Annotated in this window: 15 protein-coding genes and 1 pseudogene; 12 read left to right on the plus strand and 4 right to left on the minus strand. The window is 58.5% G+C overall.

Annotated features, from left to right (window positions below):
- The first annotated feature begins 733 nt into the window (after positions 1-733).
- The 10 genes and pseudogenes from QQL28_RS44445 (at position 734) to QQL28_RS44480 (ending at position 13,117) form a co-directional block, all read left to right on the plus strand.
- Complete coding sequence (locus QQL28_RS44445) at positions 734-2,905, plus strand: S9 family peptidase (RefSeq protein WP_284276125.1); 2,172 nt, start codon at positions 734-736, stop codon at positions 2,903-2,905.
- A gap of 590 nt (positions 2,906-3,495) precedes the next feature.
- Positions 3,496-4,046, plus strand: a pseudogene (locus tag QQL28_RS44450) (electron transfer flavoprotein subunit beta/FixA family protein); the annotation flags it as partial.
- Positions 4,046-4,411 carry an adenine nucleotide alpha hydrolase family protein gene (locus tag QQL28_RS46035; RefSeq protein ID WP_348522572.1) on the plus strand — a complete coding sequence of 122 codons (366 nt, stop codon included), beginning with the start codon at positions 4,046-4,048 and terminating at the stop codon, positions 4,409-4,411. The pseudogene QQL28_RS44450 and the gene QQL28_RS46035, both read left to right, overlap by 1 nt.
- Positions 4,408-4,572 (plus strand): hypothetical protein, encoded by a 165-nt coding sequence (locus tag QQL28_RS46040; RefSeq protein WP_348522573.1) that lies wholly within the window; start codon positions 4,408-4,410, stop codon positions 4,570-4,572. Before QQL28_RS46035 ends, QQL28_RS46040 begins: the two co-directional genes overlap by 4 nt.
- 171 nt (positions 4,573-4,743) lie before the next feature.
- Entirely contained in the window at positions 4,744-4,929 is a 186-nt protein-coding gene (locus tag QQL28_RS46045; RefSeq protein WP_348522574.1) for a hypothetical protein, read from the plus strand.
- 283 nt (positions 4,930-5,212) lie between these two features.
- Entirely contained in the window at positions 5,213-6,877 is a 1,665-nt protein-coding gene (locus QQL28_RS44460) for an ABC transporter substrate-binding protein (RefSeq protein ID WP_284276126.1), read from the plus strand.
- Between the two features lie 100 nt (positions 6,878-6,977).
- On the plus strand, positions 6,978-7,931 hold the full coding sequence (locus QQL28_RS44465; RefSeq protein ID WP_284276127.1) for an ABC transporter permease: 954 nt from the start codon (positions 6,978-6,980) through the stop codon (positions 7,929-7,931).
- The gene (locus QQL28_RS44470; protein ID WP_284276128.1) at positions 7,931-8,785 is read left to right on the plus strand and encodes an ABC transporter permease; all 855 of its coding nucleotides are present in this window, start codon (positions 7,931-7,933) and stop codon (positions 8,783-8,785) included. Before QQL28_RS44465 ends, QQL28_RS44470 begins: the two co-directional genes overlap by 1 nt.
- Positions 8,778-10,823 carry an ABC transporter ATP-binding protein gene (locus tag QQL28_RS44475; RefSeq protein WP_284276129.1) on the plus strand — a complete coding sequence of 682 codons (2,046 nt, stop codon included), beginning with the start codon at positions 8,778-8,780 and terminating at the stop codon, positions 10,821-10,823. Before QQL28_RS44470 ends, QQL28_RS44475 begins: the two co-directional genes overlap by 8 nt.
- Positions 10,820-13,117 carry a S9 family peptidase gene (locus QQL28_RS44480; protein WP_284276130.1) on the plus strand — a complete coding sequence of 766 codons (2,298 nt, stop codon included), beginning with the start codon at positions 10,820-10,822 and terminating at the stop codon, positions 13,115-13,117. Before QQL28_RS44475 ends, QQL28_RS44480 begins: the two co-directional genes overlap by 4 nt.
- Positions 13,118-13,723: 606 nt before the next feature.
- Here the strand turns inward: QQL28_RS44480 and QQL28_RS44485 are convergent.
- Genes QQL28_RS44485 through tnpA form a run of 4 tightly spaced genes read right to left on the minus strand, consistent with a single transcriptional unit; the run spans position 13,724 to position 16,706 of the window.
- A complete protein-coding gene (locus QQL28_RS44485) occupies positions 13,724-14,326 on the minus strand; it encodes a plasmid pRiA4b ORF-3 family protein (RefSeq protein WP_284276131.1) in 603 nt (200 codons plus the stop codon).
- A complete protein-coding gene (tnpC, locus tag QQL28_RS44490) occupies positions 14,323-15,888 on the minus strand; it encodes an IS66 family transposase (protein ID WP_284276132.1) in 1,566 nt (521 codons plus the stop codon). The genes QQL28_RS44485 and tnpC overlap by 4 nt, the downstream gene beginning before the upstream one ends.
- 44 nt (positions 15,889-15,932) lie before the next feature.
- Complete coding sequence (tnpB, locus tag QQL28_RS44495) at positions 15,933-16,259, minus strand: IS66 family insertion sequence element accessory protein TnpB (RefSeq protein ID WP_284276133.1); 327 nt, start codon at positions 16,257-16,259, stop codon at positions 15,933-15,935.
- Between the two features lie 27 nt (positions 16,260-16,286).
- Positions 16,287-16,706: an IS66-like element accessory protein TnpA gene (tnpA, locus tag QQL28_RS46415; RefSeq protein WP_431309729.1), complete on the minus strand. Its 420-nt coding sequence runs from the start codon at positions 16,704-16,706 to the stop codon at positions 16,287-16,289.
- Between the two features lie 1,467 nt (positions 16,707-18,173).
- On the opposite strand from tnpA, the gene QQL28_RS44505 reads away from it, so the two are divergent.
- Both QQL28_RS44505 and QQL28_RS44510 read left to right on the plus strand, forming a co-directional pair.
- Positions 18,174-18,995, plus strand: coding sequence for a Crp/Fnr family transcriptional regulator (locus QQL28_RS44505; RefSeq protein WP_284276134.1), 822 nt, complete (start codon positions 18,174-18,176; stop codon positions 18,993-18,995).
- 556 nt (positions 18,996-19,551) lie between these two features.
- Positions 19,552-19,770, plus strand: coding sequence for a hypothetical protein (locus QQL28_RS44510; protein WP_284276135.1), 219 nt, complete (start codon positions 19,552-19,554; stop codon positions 19,768-19,770).
- The last annotated feature ends 129 nt before the right edge of the window (positions 19,771-19,899 follow it).

Raw genomic sequence — 19,899 nt, forward strand, 5'->3', positions numbered from 1 at the left:
CAGGATCCTTTAATACCAAATGCACCGAGCACCATCAAATTGCGAATCAGGTGCTCGACAACGAATCACAACAGATTCTGCCGATTCAAGTTTTCGCCTCGGACGCGTCGTCTAAATCGACCGCCAATTGTGGGTAATTGGAAGCCGAGGAGAGCCGCCTTGCGGCGGGCTGCCCCTCAAGAGAGCTTTCTTGGTCCGCGCAAAGTAGCCGGCGAGGCTCGCGCCGCGCAAACGCGCGATGAAGTGCATTTCGTGGCGATTTTCTGCTCCAATTCCTGAATTCAGCCGGAAAACATCCGTTAGTTCATTCTCTTATGCCCGTGAGATGAACGACTATTCCTTTGCAGTGTCCCTGATGAGTGCCAGCTATTATAGCGCATCGCGTTTCAAGAGCGACCAACCTGACATGCCGGTCCAAAGCTACATCGCTGCTCCTGACCTCGAGGCCCAGCGCACGGTTTTGGGCAAGATAGAAGGGCTCGTGCTCGGCGAGCCGGCTAACAACTTGCGTACTTCTACGACAGCTGACCCCCGATCAAGAGCGGCGTTGTCGGTATTGAGTCGAGCGCTATGAAGCAGCTCTTCCTGCAAAGTCCCGGTAAAAGCTTAAGCAGTTCGGCCGGGCCGAGCCGAGTGACCTCAATCGAGCAGACATGATGAACTACTCGGCAGGCGCAGAAGCGCCGGTTTTTGGCGGTCGCCCTCCGAACCCATTCAAGGAAGGATTTCTTCGATGAAAGATCCGACTACCGACGAGGCGGCCGTGGCTGGTGAAACGCCGGTAGACCACGCGTCCGCCGATATGTCGGCGCGTTACATGCGAGCCGCCGGGCTCTCTCCTTCCCTGCGATCTCTGCTCCCTGATGCATTTCCAGACTTTCGTTGGCTGGGATCGGAGCGGCTTCTAGCAGCATCGGATTCAAAGGTTCTGGGCGTATTCCGCGTGAATGATGGCAAGAGGATTGCGTTTGGAGGAACCGTAGAATCTCCGGAGAACACCTATCCGAACGGGGATCAAGCCGTGTCGCCAGATGGCGCCGTTCAAATTCTCCAAGATGGATACAACTTGACGATGCTCGAGCCGGAATCGGGCTCCTGTCATCGCCTGACGCACGATGGCACGTCCGACGTCGCCTATGGCGTGATTGCTGACAATGGTTCTGAGCCGCTAACACGGTTGCGAGAGCGTCTGGTACCGCCCGTTGTCGGAATTTGGTCGCCCGACTCGCGCTTCTTCGTCACGGTCCGAGTAGACCAGCGGGGACTCCGATCGATCCCATACGTAGTGGCGTCTGATCCGGATCCAGGGGGGCATCGGATCCCGGAGGTACATGCATTTCGCTACGCGCTTCCGGGCGACACCACTGTACCGACTGCGACTCTCGTCATAATAGACCGCCGCACGCGCGTAGTGCGAGAGCTGAAAGTTCCGCCGCTGATTTTGCCCTACGGCGCCCCAGAAGATGGCAAGATGGTCTGGGCGGACGACGGCCGCTATCTGTTCGTCGGAGTCGATTCGCGTGACTTCAGATCCATGACGGTCTACCGTGTGGACCCCGAGACCGGTACATCACACACGGTTCTAGTTGACCGCGGTGACAAGCCGCTACGGCCGTTTCCTCTCCCGCTACCCAAGCGCTGCGTGAACTTATTCGCGCCTGTGGGCAACGGCGATCAGCTCGTCTTGGTTTCGGAACGGGACGGCAGAGCTCATCTATATCTATACGACGTGGGCTCTGGGGAGCTTGCTCGGCAGTTGACGTTGGGCGCCTGGTCGGTTGTTGAACTGTCAGCAGTTGATGCGCGTGAGCGTGTCGTGTTCTTCTCCGCTGTCGGCCGTGAACCCGGACGTGATCCTTACCTGCGGCACTTCTATCGTGTTTCGCTCGACGGTGGTCACTTGGTTTTATTAACGCCAGAGGACGCCGACCACGAGATCCACCTCTCGCCTACGCACGGATTTTTCGTGGACGTTCACTCGACATTGTCCCAGGCTCCCACGGCTGTCCTCAGAACGAGCTCGGGCACGTTCATATCGGAGCTTTGGCGAACTGACCCTAAGCCCCTATTGGAGCGCGGATGGGTGGCGCCGGAACGTTTCAGCGTCACTGCTGCCGACGGCAGGACGGTGCTTCACGGCACCCTCTACCTGCCGTCAGAGAAGAAACGATGCGACCGCCTGCCAATTATCGATTCGATTTACGCGGGAATGCAGCGGACCAATGCACCGGTTCGGTTCCCAGGCGAGGGTGCAGGTGGCGCCATGGCTTTGGCGCAGCTCGGTTTTGCGGTTTTCGTGCTCGACGCCCGCGGTACACCGCTCCTCGATCGCGCCGCGCGGGATGCAACATGGGGACCCAACTTTGGTTCAGCAGATGTTGTCGCGGCAGATCATGCGGCCGCCGTCAAGCAGCTCGCAGCCAAATACGATTTCCTCGATCCGGAACGCGTCGGGATATACGGGCATAGTTGGGGAGGCTACTATACTGTAAGGTTGATGGCCCAACGCCCCGACGTCTTCAAGGTCGGCGTCTCGCTCGCCGAAAGTAGCGACAATTACATGTACTTCTTTCGTTGCGACCGTTGGTATGGCCTTCCGTCAGAATTCCCGGAGACCTACCAGTCGCAGTTAAACTGGCCACTTGCCGCTCAGATTAAAGGACGCCTCCTGCTTGTTGCTGGTGACGCCGATGACGACACCCACCCGCTGCAGACAATACTGATGGCGGGCGCTCTTGCAAAAGCAAATCGAAGTTTTGATATGCTAATCCTTCCAGGCTTGAATCATTCGACGACTGCCACCAACGGGTATGTGACCAAGCGCAGGTGGGACTACTTTGTGGAGCACTTATTGGGCGTCGAGCCGCCAACAGATGTAGAGGTTCCGGACATTCGCTATTGGTGACACACGGAGGGAAACTCGGCTGCTGATAGTCATAGAAGTGTTCAGCGAGAAGGCGGTAGCATTCGAAGCCGAATGCGGCGAAAGTCAGCTTGTCACCGGGCTCGGCAGTCTCTCACCCGATCGGATCGTGCCGGAGCACTGCCGGCTTCGACCCCCTCGCTCCATCATTCCAAAGAACTTGGCGGAGTTCGCATGAACGCCAATTTGCTCAATGGGCCGGAGACTCGGGAGCGAGACCGTAGTCATCGATGGCGCCGGCGTCTGATGGTACTGAGTTGCGGCACACCCTAAGTCGATGGTTTCCAGTGGTACTTTCCACGACCAGTGTACTGCGCAGGATCAATAAGTCGCTGCTGTCAATAGGCTCTGCGGAAGCGCCAGATCTGTATTCCCCAGATCTGCATTCTTGGGATTTAATTCATTCGCAAAAGATATGCGGAAAATGAGAGCGCAATCTGCGAGATCGAGTTGTGTGCGTCAGCTAGAGCAATTACCGTGGACTGCGTCCTCAGACAGCAGGCACGTTGCACGAGGCGTTCAAAACTTCATTCCGTGCTGATGATTTCAAGCGGTGAGACCAAGGGCGAAGTCGACAGGTCGGTTACAATGTCAAGGTCCGCGTCAAGGGCGATGATCGGGCGTTGAACTCGCCAACGTCAAGATGCCGATCGACACATTTGACGAAATCCCGGCCTAGGAAGTGCCGCCTGAAGTAAGTCGGCAAAGCCCGGACGAGCAACCGGGGCTGATCATTCTCGGCAAGCAGGCTTCGACGAGGACAGCAATCAGACCGGCCAGATGCTGGCCGCGCTGCTCGGCTGGTCGCGGGCAACCTTCTTCGGAGCTCGAGTTCGAAGCGTCTGACTTTCAAGGTCATCCGCTAGGTCGATGGCCACCAGACCGTGAAGCTCAAGTGACCGGCGATCGTCACGACCAACCAACGAGCCACGCTACGCCTCGCTGCCGACTATGACAAAGAAGAGGCCGATCGCCGAGACGGCGGTCGCCGATTAAGGCGTCGACGTCACCGCGCGTTTCCGAGGCGCTCAGGACCTCGGAGCTACCGGGCCGCAAGGTGGGCGTAAAGGTCAAGGATGTCGCCGAGCTGGTGTCGAAGTCAAGAACGAAGCCGGGGGTCTGATGACGACGCTGCTCATTGCTGAACGCGACAATGCGTCGCTGAAGGACGCCACCAACAAGGCGCTGGCGGCTGCTGCAGTGCTCACGTCCACGTGCTGGTTTCGCCGTCAAAACGCCAGGCCGGGGCGGACGCCGCCTCCAAGCGTGCTGCTGGCCGAGGACGATGCTTACGCCCACGACCTCGCCGAGCCGCTCGCCGTGCTGATCGTCTCGCAGGCGCCTTCCTACGACGCCTGCGTGGCGCCCGCGACCTCGCGCTTCAAGAACGTGATGCCGCGTGTCGCGGCTCTGCTCGACGTCATGCAGGTCAACGAGATCATCAAGGTCGTCGCGCCCGATACGCCGGCAACGCGATCCAGACCGTGAAGTCGAAGAACCCCAAGAAAGTCATCACGGTCCGCACCTCGACGATCTCCGCGACGGGCGAGGGTGGCAATGCGCCGGTCGAGAACGCCGCCGCGGCGGCTGATCCGGGCACGTCGTCCTTCCTTAGCGAGGGGTCGCCAAGAGACGACGTCCGGAGCTGACCCCGGGCAAAATAATCGTCTCCGGTGGCCGCGGCATGCAGAGCCGGAAAAACTTCACCAAATATCGAGCCGCTCTCCGACAAGCTGGGCGCCGGCGTGGGTGCCTCGCGTGCGGCGGTGGATGCCGGCTATGCGCCCAACGACTAGCGGGTCGGCCAGACTGGCAAGGTCGTGGGCCCCGAACTCAATATCACGGTCGGCATTTCCGGCGCCATGAAGGACTCCGAAGGTGATTGTCGCGATCAACAAGGACGAGGACGCGCCGATTTTCCAAGTAGCCGATTACGGCTAGGTTGCGGATCTCTGCCGGGCGGCTCTAAACTGATATCGAATTCGGCAAGATCAAGACAAGCTTAAGACCATCGACCGGATGGACGGTATTGGTATTTTGGGCACGGTTGGAAAGCGCGTCGTCCCGGTGAAGGAAAAATCAGCGTGACCAGCAGTCGCCGCCCGGCGAGACACCTTAGCGGGAGTGCGCGTTAGGGGTACGCAAAAACGCGCGATACACTGCATTTCGCGCCGATTTTCGGCTTCGATTACTGAATTAAGCCGGATAACGTCCATTAATTCATTCTCTTATGCCGTGAGATGAACGCGCGCATGAGAACGCGCTCGAATAGCTGCGAAGAGGAACGCCATGACCCGAAACATTAAGTTGCTCGATACATTTCGCTCGAACCTCACCCCTATCGAAAATCATCTGGTCGACGGATATCTGTATGGTCGCGTGGGCCGTCGAGAGTTTTTGCGACACGGCAGTTTGCTTGGCTTGTCGCTGCCTTTTCTTGGGCGGGTTGCGCTGGCAGCTGGCTTTGGAGCAACACCTTCGATGGCCCGGGCCGGAGATCAACCAGGCGCTACGATCCGGGTCGCCCTTCAGGCGCCGACCGGCGCGATCAACCCGCTCACGAACGGCGATGAAGGCGGGATAGTGATGGCGCAGCAGGTTGCTGAGTTCCTGTGCATCGACGGGACGGATCGGGTGGTGAGGCCCTGCCTCGCTACAAGTTGGAAACCCAACCAGGACGGTACCGTCTGGACCTTCACGCTGCGAAAGGGCGTCAAATTCCATTCCGGCGCCGAAATGAGAGCCGACGATGTGGTTGCCACATTCGACCGGGTGGTCGATCCACAGAGTGGCTCGAACGCCCGCATGGTCTTCAAGGGTGTCCTGCAGAAGGGTGCCACTCGGAAGGTGGACGACTACACCATTGAGTTCCATCTTGATAGTCCGAGCGGCAACTTCCCGTACTTGGTATCCTCCGCCAATTACAACGCTGTCATTCTTCCGGCGTCTTATGCCGGAGGCTTCGAGAAGACGTGGGATGGCACCGGCCCATTCAGGATCGAGAAGTACACGCAGAAGGTTGGTGCGAACTTCGTGCGCAATGATGATTACTGGGGGTCGAAGTCGCTACCCGCTCGGACCGAGTTCATCTTTTTTACTGACATCCAGCCGCAAATCCTGGCGCTTCAGGCTGGGCAGGTCGACATCATCAATTCGCTCCCCGCAGTTTCCGGTGTGGCGCTGCTGAGCGACCCGAACGTTGACATCCTTAGCGTTAACTCCGCAGCGCATCAACTCGTCCATCTGCGCTGCGACGTGGAACCGTTCAAGGACCCGCGTGTCCGTCGGGCCGTGGCGCTTTGCCTTGACCGAGAAAAGCTGGTGAAGGGTCTGATGAAGGGCCGTGCCATGGTCGGCAACGACAGTCCCTTCGCACCAGTGTATCCCTCGACCGATCCGACAGTGCCGCAGCGCAAGCGGGACGTTGCCCAGGCCAAAGAGTTGATGAAGGCGGCGGGACTAGAGAATGGGGTTCAGTTGACGCTCACAACCATGCAATATCTGGAGATCCCAGAATATGCGCAGCTCATCCAGGGGTGGGTAAAAGAGATTGGCGTCGACCTCAAGCTCAAGATAATGGATTGGACGTCTTATGTTGGTGATGCAGCCCTCGGTAAGTCACCTTGGCTTGATGCCACGATGGGTATTACGCCGTGGTACCATCGAGGTGTCCCGAACTATTATTTTACAGCGGCGTTGATGAGCGACAGTCCTTACAACGCTGCGCACTTCAAGAGCGAGCAATTTGACACGCTGACCAAAAGCTATTTCGCTACGCTTGACCTTGAGGCGCAGCGCGCGGTTGCGGGCAAGATCGAAAGGCTGCTGCTCGACGAGACGCCTAATCTCTATGGGTACTTCTACAACAACCTTACTGCAGTCAAAAAGGGCGTCGTAGGCGTTGAGTCGAACGCTATGCATCAGCTGTTTTTGCAAAACGCCGGAAAGGCGTAGGCTGCGCCACCGAGGCGGCTTCGCGGAACCACGTGGCTTCCCGCTGGTCCAATCGTCCGCCTCGGGGTTGGAGCGCCCTTGTCCAAAGGAATCTTAACCAGTGCTACACTACATCGCCCGGCGCTTCGCCCTTTCGCTGGTGACTCTGTTCGTGCTGAGCCTACTCATTTTCTTTCTCGGGCAGGTCCTGCCCGGCAACGTTGGCCGATTCCTCCTGGGCCCGGACGCCGATCAACAGGCCGTCGAGATGCTAAACCACCAACTTGGCCTCGATCGGCCTCTTCTCGTTCAGTATGGCACGTGGATATGGCGGTTTGTCCAAGGCGATATGGGCGAATCCTATGTCTATCGTACTCCTGTTGTCGCATTTGTGAGCCAGGCGCTGCTCCACTCGCTTAAGCTTGCAGCGGTTGCCTTTTTGATTGTTGTGCCGCTTGGAATAATGGGTGGGATCATAGCTGCTCTAAAAGTGAACCGTCCACTTGATCGGATCATCAGCTTAGGTGGATTGACGGCAACCGTGTTGCCGGAATTTGTTACCGCAATTCTCTTGATCTTGATCTTTGGTATCTGGCTGCGGTGGCTGCCAATTTCTGCCGCTTGGCCAGATGGTGCGGGAGCATTGGGCCAGCTTCACTACCTTATTCTTCCGGCAATGCCACTCGTATTGGTTCTATTTGGCTACATTGCCCGCATGGCCCGCGCAGGCATGATCGAGGCGCTCGATTCAGACTACACACGCACCGCTGTTCTGAAGGGCCTGCCCTGGCGACTCGTCATTTGGAGGCATGTACTCAGGAACGGATTGTTGCCGACGATTGCAGTCGTCGCCACCCAGACGGGCTATCTCGTTGGTGGCCTGTTGATAGTGGAGACGCTGTTCCGCTACCAGGGAATAGGCTCCCTGATCTTCAATGCGGCTCGTGGGAGAGATTTTCCGATGCTTGAGGCGAGCGTGATGGTCATAGGCGTCACTTATGCTGTCGCGACCTTGCTCGCGGATCTACTGTACTCCTTCCTCAATCCTCGTATCAGAATGGTGAGCAGTCGCTAATGAAAGGTGCCACCATTGTACTTTCAGCTCGGCGCCAAGACGTTTTGGCAAGCCTGTTCCGCTCCAGTCCATTCTTGATTGGCCTTATCATTGTGGCTTTTTGGGTCATCTGTGCCCTGTTCGGGAGCCACATCGTTCCTTACGACCCATACGCGGAGGATATCTTAAACGCGCTTACACCACCTTCGATTGAGCACTGGTTTGGAAGCGACCAACTCGGTCGGGACATCTTTTCCCGTGTCATCGTCGGCTCACGGGACATACTTACCGTTGCGCCTCTCGCGACCATCCTCGCGATTTGCGTGGGGACCGTGCTTGGCCTTCTCACCGGCTATTTCCGGGGTATTGTCGATGACCTCATCTCGCGCCTCATCGAGGCGAAGATGGCGATCCCATCGATCATCATCGCACTCCTAGCGATCACTGCCCTCGGGACCTCCAAAATGACAGTGGTCATCATCATCGGCCTGTCGTTTGGCACCGTGGTGGCTCGTACCGTCCGCTCCGCAGTCCTGTCGGAGCGGGACCTCGAGTACGTCGCCGCCGCCAAACTTCGTCGAGAGTCAGCTGTCCATATCATGTTCATAGAGATCTTGCCCAATATACTTTCGCCCATTCTTGTAGAGTCCACAGTGCGCCTCGGTTATGCAATTTTCGCCGTAGCGACCCTGAGCTTTATTGGCTTCGGCCTGCAACCACCCTCGCCGGATTGGGGCCTAGCGATTTCGACCAACTACGCGATGGTTAGCGGCGGCTATTGGTGGACGGTGCTGTTCGACGCACTGGCCATCGCCAGCCTGGTAATTGGGGTAAATCTGATTGCCGACGGACTGCATGGGGCGCTCGATGACTGAACCCGCGCTCTGCCTCAATCACTTATCTGTCGCCTACCGATCGGGCGGACGAGATCGCGCCGTGCTACGCGATATAAGTCTTAAGATCGCGCCGGGCGAGGCCTATGGGCTCGTCGGGGAAAGCGGCTGTGGCAAATCCACCGTGGCGCTGACGGTCGTTCGCTACCTGCCGCGGAACGGGAAGGTCACCGGTGGATCGGTGGCGCTCGACGGTGCCGATGTGATGCGGCTCGGTCCGGAGGCGCTTAGGGATCTGCGGGCAAAGAAAGTCTCGATGGTCTATCAAGATCCCGGCAGAGCGCTGAACCCTTCCCTGAAGGTGGGGCGGCAGTTGGTCGAGGTGTTCGAGGCTGTAGGCGTCCCGCCGGCAGAGCGCGAGCCGCGTGCGCTCGAAACGCTGAAGAAGGTTAGGATCACTGATCCCGGCTCCGTCATGCAGCGGTATCCGCATCAGCTTTCAGGCGGGATGCAGCAGCGCGTGTTGATTGCCATGGCGTTGGCGAGCGATCCGGCAATGCTGATCCTCGACGAGCCCACGACAGGCCTTGACGCTACCGTGCAGGCCGACGTCCTCGATCTCATCACTGATCTGCGGCGCGAACTTGGCGCCTCAATTCTTTTCATTAGCCATAACCTCGCCGTGGTGGCGCAGATGTGCGACCGCGTCGGCGTCCTGTATGCGGGGATGCTGGTGGAGGAAGGTCGGACGCGGGAGATCTTGGCATCACCGCGTCATCCCTACACTGTAGCGCTTCTGCGATGCCTGCCGCGGGGCGCGCAGCAGAAGGACGTTGGACGGCTCGACACGATTCCGGGCTTCCTGCCCACGCCCGGCGCGCTGATGTCCGGTTGCCCCTTTGCCGAGCGCTGTGCGCTCGCTGACGACCGATGCCGGACGGAAGTTCCGGAACTGCGGGAATCTGGCGATCGGCTCGTGCGTTGTCATTACCCCGAGCGGGCGGCTGACGTTCCACGCAGCACGCCGGCCGACGTGGCAGTACCGAAACCTGCAGGCGTCGGCGCGCCGGTGCTCCGCGCTAGCAATCTCTCGAAGACTTACGGCCAGGGCGGCGGTGCGATCCGTGTGGTGGCCGACGTCTCGCTTAGTCTGCTTCCGGGAGAAACACTCGGTCTGGTCGGCGAGTCAGGGTCCGGCAAGACAACGCTGGCCCGGATGCTTCTAGGCTTGGTGCCGCCCGATCCCGGCGGACTCATCGAACTCGACGGTAAGGCGCTTGCCGCCAGTCTCGACCGACGCCGGGATGAAGAAGTTAAGGCGATGCAAATCATCTTCCAAAACCCGGACTCGGCGCTGAACCGTTCCCACACTGTCGGCCACATTATTGGCCGCGCGCTGCGCCGGCTCGGCGGGCTTCGAGGGGCCGACTTAGATAGCCGTCTCGACACGCTCGTGGCGGCGGTCCGCTTGGCGCCCAGGTATCTAGCTCTCCGCCCACGCCAACTTTCCGGCGGTCTCAAGCAGCGCGTGGCCATAGCCCGAAGCTTTGCAGGCGATCCTCGCGTCGTGGTCTGCGATGAACCGACTTCCGCGCTCGACGTTTCGGTTCAGGCAGCGATACTGAATCTTCTCGCCGAGCTTCAGGCAGCCCGCGCTGTGAGCTACATCTTCATCTCTCACGATCTTGGCGTAGTGCGCTATCTTTCCGACCGAATTGCCGTGCTCTACCTCGGAAGGATCATAGAGATTGGGCCATCGGAGCGTTTATTCGAAGGACCGAACCACCCCTATACTGAGGCGCTTCTTTCCGCAGTACCAAACATCGAAGGCGCGCAGAACGCCCGGATTCGGCTTTCCGGAGAAATTCCCTCCGCGGCCAATCCGCCTCGCGGCTGCGTCTTTCAAAACCGATGTCCACGTAAGCTCGGCGCAATCTGCGAAACATCAGATCCACCGTTGGCCGAAGCGGAGCCAGGTCATCTCATAAGTTGCCACATATACGAACAGCAGTTTCTGGGCGCAGCAGAAATCCAAGGCCAGCGCCGACGAACTCATGACAGAAAGGCAGAAGGTGTTTGAAGGCGCTCTCCTGTATTGTTGGCCGGTTCACCACTCACTTCGCGGTTAGGTATCGTAAGCTCAGCGCAGGGCAGGGCTACTTAAGCCAGCCCTCCGCTACCAACGCGCAATTGAGCAACGGATTCTTGTTTATGAAATATACCTCTAACGATGACGCCGTCGTGGTTGACGACGCGCCATGTTCGGCCGACGAGTTGTCAGCGCGCTATATGCGTGCCGTGGGACTTCTCTCTTCTTCGGTGCAGTCTATGGTGCCCGACGCGTTCCCAAAATTCAGCTGGCTCGGCTCAGGTCGGCTTCTCGCCACATCGGGCTGTAAGGTCCTGGGGGAATACAGCGTTCAGGATGGCAAGAGGTTCGAGTCCGAAAACTCAGTAAAGCTCCAGCAGCCGAATGGCGGCGATGCGGATCGAGCGTTATCGCCAGATGGAAGCCTACGGATTGTGCATGACGGCTACGATCTGACGATGGTCGAGACGGCGTCAGGCACCCGTCATCAACTTACGCGCGACGGCACTAAGGACGTAGCCTACGGCGTGCTTGCAGACAGCGGATCTCTGCCTCTGACGCGCCTGCGAGGGCATGACAATCCCGTGGTCGGACTGTGGTCACCTGACTCGCGCTACTTTGTTAGTTTCCGCGTAGATCAGCGAGGCCTTCGTGCCCTTCCGTACCTGATAGCGTCGGCTCCGGATTCCAAGGGCCATCGAGTTCCGGAAGCGCCTGTCTTTCGCACTGCTTATCCAGGTGACCAAACCGTACCGACTGCTTCCCTCGTCATTGTCAATCACCGCACAAGGTCCGTACTTGATTCGAAACTTCCTCCCCTAATCTCGCCTCACGGCAAACCAGAAGTCGCCGTTGCGTGGACGGACGATAGCCGGTACCTGTTTGCCGGCGAGATGTCGCGGGACTTCAGAACCCTGACGGTCCACCGCGTGGATCCTGAAACGGGCACTTCTCATACGGTGCTCGTCGATCGGGGTGACAAGCCGTTACGGCCTTACCCGTACAGCTACGCAACAGATAGCACCGGGTTCAAACTATTCACGCCGATCGGGGATGGCAGGCAGCTCGTTCTCCTCTCACATAGGGACGGCAGAGCTCATCTCTATCTCTACGACGTGCCGTCAGGAAAACTTGTCCGGAAGCTGACGTCGGGCGCTTGGTCCGTCGTTGACCTCACGGCAGTTAACGCGCGCGAACGTGTGGTCTTCTTCTCCGCCGCCGGCCGCGAGAGCGGACGTGATCCCTACCTGAAGCACTTCTATCGTGTGTCGCTTGATGGTGGTCAGCCCGTTCTGTTGACGCCTGAAGACGCCGATCACGACGTTCACCTGTCGCCAACGCAAGACGTGTTCGTCGATGTTTACTCGACCTTGTCGCAAGCTCCCACGGTGGTCCTCCGAAAAAACACCGGCGCTCTCATATCGGAGCTTTGGCGAACTAACCCCAAACCCTTATTGGACCGGGGGTGGGTAGCGCCCGAACGCTTCAGCGTCACTGCAGCCGACGGTAAGACCGTGCTCCGCGGGACTCTCTATCTACCGCCGACCGCTTCTTGTAGGCGTGTCCCAATTGTCGATTCAATCTATGGTGGGATGAACATGGTTTATGCCCCGGTCCGCTTCCCCGGCGTGGGAGCCGGCGAGGCGATGGCTTTGGCGCAGCTCGGTTTTGCGGTTTTCGTGCTCGACGCCCGCGGTACACCGTTGCTCGATCGGGAAGCTCGGGATGCCACTTGGGGACCGAGCTTTGGTTCAGCAGAAATTGTCCCTGAAGACCATGCGGCCGCCGTCAAGCAGCTCGCCGACAGATACGATGCACTCGACCCGGAACGTGTTGGGATATATGGGCACAGTTGGGGTGGTCAATATACAGCACGGCTGATGGCCCAACGTCCTGACGTCTTTAAGGTAGGTGTCGCGAGCGCCGGAAGCTATGACAACTTTATCTCTGTCCATTTCGGCGTCGACCGCTGGTACGGGCTACAGTCGGAGTTCCCTGGGACCTACGAAGCGCAGTCGGCCTTGCCGCTTGCCGCCCAAATTGAAGGGCGTCTCTTGCTCATTTCCGGTGATGCGGACGACGACGCTCACCCGCTGAACACGGTGCTAATGGCCGGTGCCCTCGCGAAGGCAAATCGGACCTTCGATATGCTGCTGCTTCCAGATCTGAACCATACGACAGTTACGCGCAGCGGATATGTCATCAAGCGTAGGTGGGATCACTTTATCAAGCATCTAATGGGGGCGGAGCCTCCAACAGAGATAAGGGTTCCGGACATTCGCTAGTATTGACAGAGAGCAAGTCTGCCAGCGAACGCTGCGTATAAAGCGAATTTTGCATGCAAATGCTTGATAGTTGAAGGAGCGATGCGTTGAACTTAGGTCGCCTCCCGGTCTCATGTGAGCGCGTCAGCGCAGATTTCAGAGCGGAGCCGGCGTCCCAATGTCGGGCATGGGCGAAGGGCCCGAGCGATTGCACCGTATTGACGCTTCTGAAGTCGGCATGGTCCAAGTCCACGTCGATGCTGCCGTGGCGCTTGCGCAGCATCATGATTCGCCTGTCCTACAGCCCTTATATCCCTAAGTGAAAAGATGTTGGCGCCGCGTATACCCAACGTCGCGCCCCTTCACGACAAGCCGATCAGTATAGTTCCGCCTCGCGGAGGGCCTCTAGGTGTAGTGCTCCGGCACGGTAGCCTCGTCTGCGATTGGGGCGATGTCCAACGCGCCGACAACACATTCTCTGAAGCAAAGAGCAATCTTCCTCTGATGGCCGGCATAGCAGTTGACGATGGCAACATCCGGTCTCTGGTTGAATGCGGCCTACGACGATCTCGATCAGAGCTCTAACGTAAGCGTAGCTCTGCGGCCCTTTTGATTGGCGCTTGACGTCTATTTTGATCGCAGCTTGTGCCGGCGTAGCTTCCAAATTCCGGACAATGCGTTGACGGCGGCCTCGAGCGCCTTCCGGTCGATGACGTTGGGGTCGAACTGTTCGGGCCCCCAGAGGCGCATATTTTCATGTTCTGGATGAGTAGGGTCGCCGATGGCATCGAGGTAGTCGGCATACCCGGGCGCACCTCCAACATCCTCTGGAGGGCAGCGGCCGGCAGCATCGAGCAAGAGTGGAAGACCGTCTGTTGGCGTCTTGTCGAACCATTTTTCGAGCTTGATCACATGGTCCCAGCTGTCGCCGAAGTCATAGAGATAATGGATCGTCTTGGCGCCGGTCTCTTGAACGATCTCGCAGAGCCGCGCCTTGCGGGCATCGATGGGCTGGGGACCAAAATCACCGTCGGGATCAGGGATGCCCCAACGTTCTTCGCCAGCGTGGAACTCGAAGAGGTGGCTGTTTGTCCAGCCAAACGCCGCCTGAAGCGTCAGATGCAGCCGATCAAGGCGCAGGGTGACGGGTACGACAAGGCGACGCATCACCTCCGGTTTCACATCCTTGAGGGTCACCTTGATCCGGACAGCGGTCGTGTTGAGGCTCATGCCGCCAGCCCCGGATCGTGAGCATGCATCGTGTAAGTCGATGCCCAGGGCAGCAGCTCATCCAGTCGTGCCGCAGGCCAACCATTGACGAGCTTCGCGAGGACGTCAGTAAGCCAGTGCTCGGCACTAACACTATTGAGTTTGCACGTCTCAATGAGCGAAGCCAGCAATGCCCAACTTTCGGCACCCTCGTCGCAACCAGCGAACAGAGCGTTCTTGGCATTGAGCTTGATCGGCCGCATTGCACGCTCGACTGCATTCGTGTCCATTTCGATGCGCCCGTCATCAAGGTAGAGCGTCAGGCCGTCCCAATGACGCAGCGCGTAGCGCAAAGCCTTCGCCGTCTCACCCTTCTGCGCAAGGTGATCAAGCTTTGCCTCAAACCACTGCTTCAAGGCTGCGGCCAGAGGCCGGGCATGCGCCTGCCGGCCAGCACGGCGCTCGGCATCAGATCGGCCGCGGAGTGCCTTCTCGATCGCGTAGAGCTGGGCGATGCGCTCGAGGGCCTCACGGGCAACCGGAGCCGGCGCCGGAGAGGCCTTGCGCTCGATCTTCACAAAATGGCGTCGCAGATGCGACCAGCAGAAGGCGAGCGTCCCGGACAGGGCGTCCGCACGCGTCTCTCGGGTCATGGTCTTGTAAGCCTCATAGCCATCGCAATGGATGATGCCGCGATAGCCCTCAAGCAGCCGCAAGCCATGAACGGCCCCACGGCCCGGTGCATAGGCGTAAACCACGCCAGGCGGTTCAGGTCCGGCCCAAGGCCTGTCATCACGCGAGAGCGCCCAGAAGTAGCCGGCTTTGGTCCTGCCGCGCCCCGGATCCAACACCGGCGCCGGTGTCTCATCGACACAAAGCTTCGAGGAGGCGAGCAGAAGCTCGCGCAGACGATGCCACAAGGGCTTCAATTCCTGGGCGGCATAGCCGACCCAGAAGGCGAGCGTGGAACGGTCGATGGCGATACCGTGCGTCGCCAGCATCTGCGCCTGCCGATAGAGCGGCAAATGCCAATGATACTTGGCGTCGATCACATGCGCGACGAGCCGCTCGGTGGGCAATCCACCCCTGATCAGTCGCTCGGGAGCAGCGTGCTGGAGGACGACGCCGTGACAGCCGCGGCAGGCCAGTTTGGGCCGGCGGGTCACGATCACCCGGTATTGCACCGGAACGACGTCGAGCCTCTGGCTCTCATCGCAACCAATCTCAGAGAGATCGCCTTTGCAGGACGGACAGCAGGTTGCAGCCGGCATCAGCGTTTCGACGATGCGCGGCAAATGCTCCGGCAGTTTGCCACGATTGGCCCTGCGCTCGGCAGTTCTCCTCTCGCATGTTTTGGGATCGGCGCGATCCTCGGCCGCTTCGAGAGCCGCGACGGCCTCATCGATATCCTCCAGAACAAGCTGTAGCTGATCAGCGTCAAGCTTTTCCGACGATCGACCGAACTGCGCATCTTTTGCAAGCTTGAGCAACCGCTCGAGCCTGGCGCAACGATCCAGTAGAGCCGCGGCAAAGACACGCAGCTCGGCTGGATCGCTCGGCAGCTCATCAGGCAAATCACCCATGGGCCCGAGTCTGCCATGCTTCGCGCCCTGTTGCAGCGAAGATTTTATTTCCCACGCAAGTGCTTTCGGTTGCGAGATTCGAGGCGCGTGCATGCGTGTCCAATCCATGCCGCCAGAAGCGCGGACAGCTGCGCGGCGTTCATCCGCATAACGCCGGCCACAACGGGAGGCCATTTGAAGCCGCTGCTATCGAGCCGCTTCCAGTACATCACAAGGCCGCTGCCATCCCAGACGACTATCTTCACCCGATCCGCGCGCTTTGCACGGAAGACCACCGCCACGCCCTTCATCGGGTCATAGCCCAGCGTCTCCTTCGCCAAGAGCGCCAAGCCATCCGCACCCTTTTCTGAAGCCCACAGGTTGGGTCGCAACGTAAATCGTGAGGCTCGCGGGTGGCGTCAGCATGAACGTGTCCGTCGCAGGGCCATGAACACATCATTTAGCACCGCAAGGCCAGGCGTCCCGCGTACCTCTACCCGTGCTCCCAGGAGCTCAACCGTGATAGAGGATTCAGACGATCCGGAGGGCTCCGCGGCCGCCGGTAGCGCCGATTCCGACACCACCGGCACGAACGATAGTGTATCCGCCGAAGCCGGCAGCACCAATTGACCTAAACGCGCCCGGCGCCGCCAGTCATGCACCTGCTGGGGCCGGCAGCCATGGCGGCGTGCAATATCTGTTACAACCGCGCCTGGCTCAAGGCTTTCCGCGACAATCTGTGCCTTCAAATCATCCGGCCAATGCTTTCGACCTACGCCAGCATACACTTCGATACGCGGCGACAACGGTCGTCTTATGTCGTCCGAATGGTCGTCCATTGTGAGCACCCTTGCCGAAGATGACTCTTCTAGCGATGCTCCCAACTCTATGCACAAACAATCTGAAGGGCTTCGAAGACACGCTTACGCTCTAACGGCACGTAAAATCGAACCATTACGTGGCGGCATTTTTGGCCGCAACCCAACAACAATGCCGTGGATCCAAACTGGAAGGCATGCGGGGATCGTCCATGCGCCATGGACCGCCGACGTCATTGGCGATGGCAGCATCACGTCATGGAGCTAGGGAGACTTCCTCTACAATGCCGGAGGTTCTCGTACTGTTACTCTCGGAAAACCGAGCAACCGCCTGACTTAGCTGGCCAGTACGGCTCACGAGGGCCATGCAGCTGCGCTGGCGGGCATGAAGCCAAGGATGACATGTGACGATGTCTGGGCCGCATGGCAGGCGGTTCTTGAGCCAAGTGGCTTCAAAAGGCATACGTGAGTTGGATATAGCCTTGGTCTAAACTACCATCCCACTTCGCGCGAATGTACAGCAGGCTTGGAGGAAGGACGAACACCGGGAGGGCATGTGCTTTCACCTCCTCTGCGGGATGTGGACCGGCTATGGTACGGGGGCTCCAAACTATTCTCTTTCCGAAACGCTTCTGGTTACCAAGAATGGCGCAGACACTCTGACAAATTTCGAACGAGAGCTCTATGTTAAATAGTGAAGGGAGCTTCGGGGAGACAATGTGGTTGACCGTGCCCGGTTCTCCAGCACTGGAGAAAACATCGTCAGCTGTTATCGGCGGTCGTGCCAAGGTATCTCCACTTTAGCCAAACCTCCTGCCGCAAGTGATCGATGATGCGAGCGACGACAGCATTCCCTATTGCATGGCGCTAGACAGTGACAGCGCCACAACCGGCAATGCCTCCCCGTAAGAAACGCCGCGCAAGCCATAAAAGATTTATCACAGCATTAGCCCCGACTCGTGCATACCGTTTACCGATGAAACTGCACGCGGTAGTTCACGATATCAACCTCCGAGCGATTGCTCAACGCGTCGTCGCGGTGAGCTGCCGCGCACATGATCCTCGCGACAAGGGGAAAATGGTAGCCCCCAACTTCGAAGCGAAGACCGGACCTATCTGAACAACCACGGGCTGCCGTACGTTACGTTCGACCAGTTGGCGTCAATGGGACACGACCTGACATTTCGTTAGGGGCGGCCTCCATATTCCGGCATCGCGTCGAGCGCGGCGATACGCGGAGATCACCACGACATACGCGATGCGGTCGGCCGGTTGCTCACCATACGGATGGTCATGAAGGGAATCGCGGCGGTTGTGCCGGGCTAAACACGTCGAAAAAGCCATTTGAGCGCAGGATTTGATCGCGGCGACGCAAGTTATTGAATTAATCAACGCTAAAGTAGCGCTAGAGTCATGAGTTAATATTTCGCGACGGTCAGAGGAATTGACCTAGCAGAGATGGGCGTACTGAGGAGACGGAGCGCTAGTATGACCGAGCACGTACCGACCCCTCGCGATACATTTGAGAGTTCGGGACATCTGGCGCTCAAGTCGACGCGCGGCAAGCAGCCATTCGTTCACCAGCCTGGCACTCGCCCTTTTGTCAAGAATGGATTTCTGGCGAAGATTTCTCTTCAAGATCTTGCGGCAATCGGGGAAGTACTTGAGCCGATCATACTGAGAGAACGCATGGTTCTCCATGAGCCGAAAAAGCAGCTCGACCACGTCTATTTTTTAGAATCGGGGCTAGTCTCGCTAAGGATTGTCTCGGTCGGAAGCATTTTTGAAACGGCGGTGGTCGGGCATCGTGGGGTGGTCGGTGCTTCCTTCTTATTGGGAGGGCATCTTTGGACGCATCAATCTATGGTGCTCTTTCCCGGGAGCGCACACAGGATACATGCCAATGATTTGAGTAGGATCCTGAACGAGCGTACAGAAATACGAGAACATTTACTTCTATACGCTCAAGCGCTGAACTTGCATTGCGCTCAGACAGGATTATGCGGGGTTCGGCACGATCGCGAAATGCGGCTCGCGAGCTGGCTTTGTTTTGCGAGTGATGCTCTCAATACTCATGTGCTTCCAGTCACGCATGACTATCTTTCGTCCGCCTTGGGATTGCGTCGCGCCGGAGTGACGGAGACGCTAATCCGCTTCGAAGAACACGGTTTGATTCGTAAGATGCGCGGCGTCTTGCACATTGATCGACGCAGCTGCCTCGAGCAAAGAGCATGTAGTTGCTACAAGCTTGTTTCAGACGCTTATGCCTCGGCAGAGGCACCGATTCCAAGAAAAGAGTGGCCCGGCTAATCGTTCCCCGAAGCCATTTGAGCGCCGTGGACACCGCGAGTGTCTCCGGCAAAAGCCCGTGTGGGAGTTCGCGGAGCGGGTCCAATTCAGTAATGCCCGCTCGGGGCGCGTGTCCAAAACCTGGTTTTCCCGATCCCGTCTCTGGCCGTTGCGCCATACTCTCCGTTCGACCTTCTCGCACCGCGGGCAGCGGTGAAGCTAGGCCGCCATAGCCGCAGCTCGAAACGTTCCGCCTCTCGCCATCAATGCCCAGACTATGCGCGCCATCTTGTTAGCAAGCGCGACAATCACCAGCATGGGTGGCTTGCCATTCAACATGTTCATGAGCCATGGGTTAGAAGAGCCCCTGCGCCTTGCCCATCGCGCCGCAGCACTTGCGCCGATGAACAGTAGGTCTGCGCAATCTTGGCTTCCCATTCGAGTGGTCTCACCAACCCTCTGCTCTCCCGCGGTTGAGCGCTGCAGCGTGTTAGACCGAGCTAAGCTGCAAAGCGCCCCCTGAGCAGTCGGGGTTAACGCAACAAGCGCTGTCGCGGTAACAAGCTACGAGCGGTAAATGATCATTATCCAGCACCCAGCACCTCCGGTTTTCGGCCGCTCTTCATCTTTCGACGGCGGCGGTCTGGGACCCCTTCTAAGTTGCACATCGGCAACGAGGCTTCCGAGTTTCGAAGTCGACCCGATCATCGCCGCTATCTCCACGCTGATGATGATCGTCTCAATCGTGCTGCCGGAAGTATCTCAGGCACCACTTCTTTCCAGGAAAGTCCTTTAAGATTGTCCGGCGTCACATCGTGCCAGAAGTCGTGCCGATTCCGAGGGCATCGCGCGCACCGTACCGAGTTGATGGCGTGCAGGGTTCCGAAATGATCGCGCGCGGCGTTCCGAGCATTCTCCGCGCAGC

The organism is Bradyrhizobium iriomotense, from assembly GCF_030160715.1.
In the GTDB taxonomy this organism is placed as follows: Bacteria; Pseudomonadota; Alphaproteobacteria; order Rhizobiales; family Xanthobacteraceae; genus Bradyrhizobium; species Bradyrhizobium iriomotense.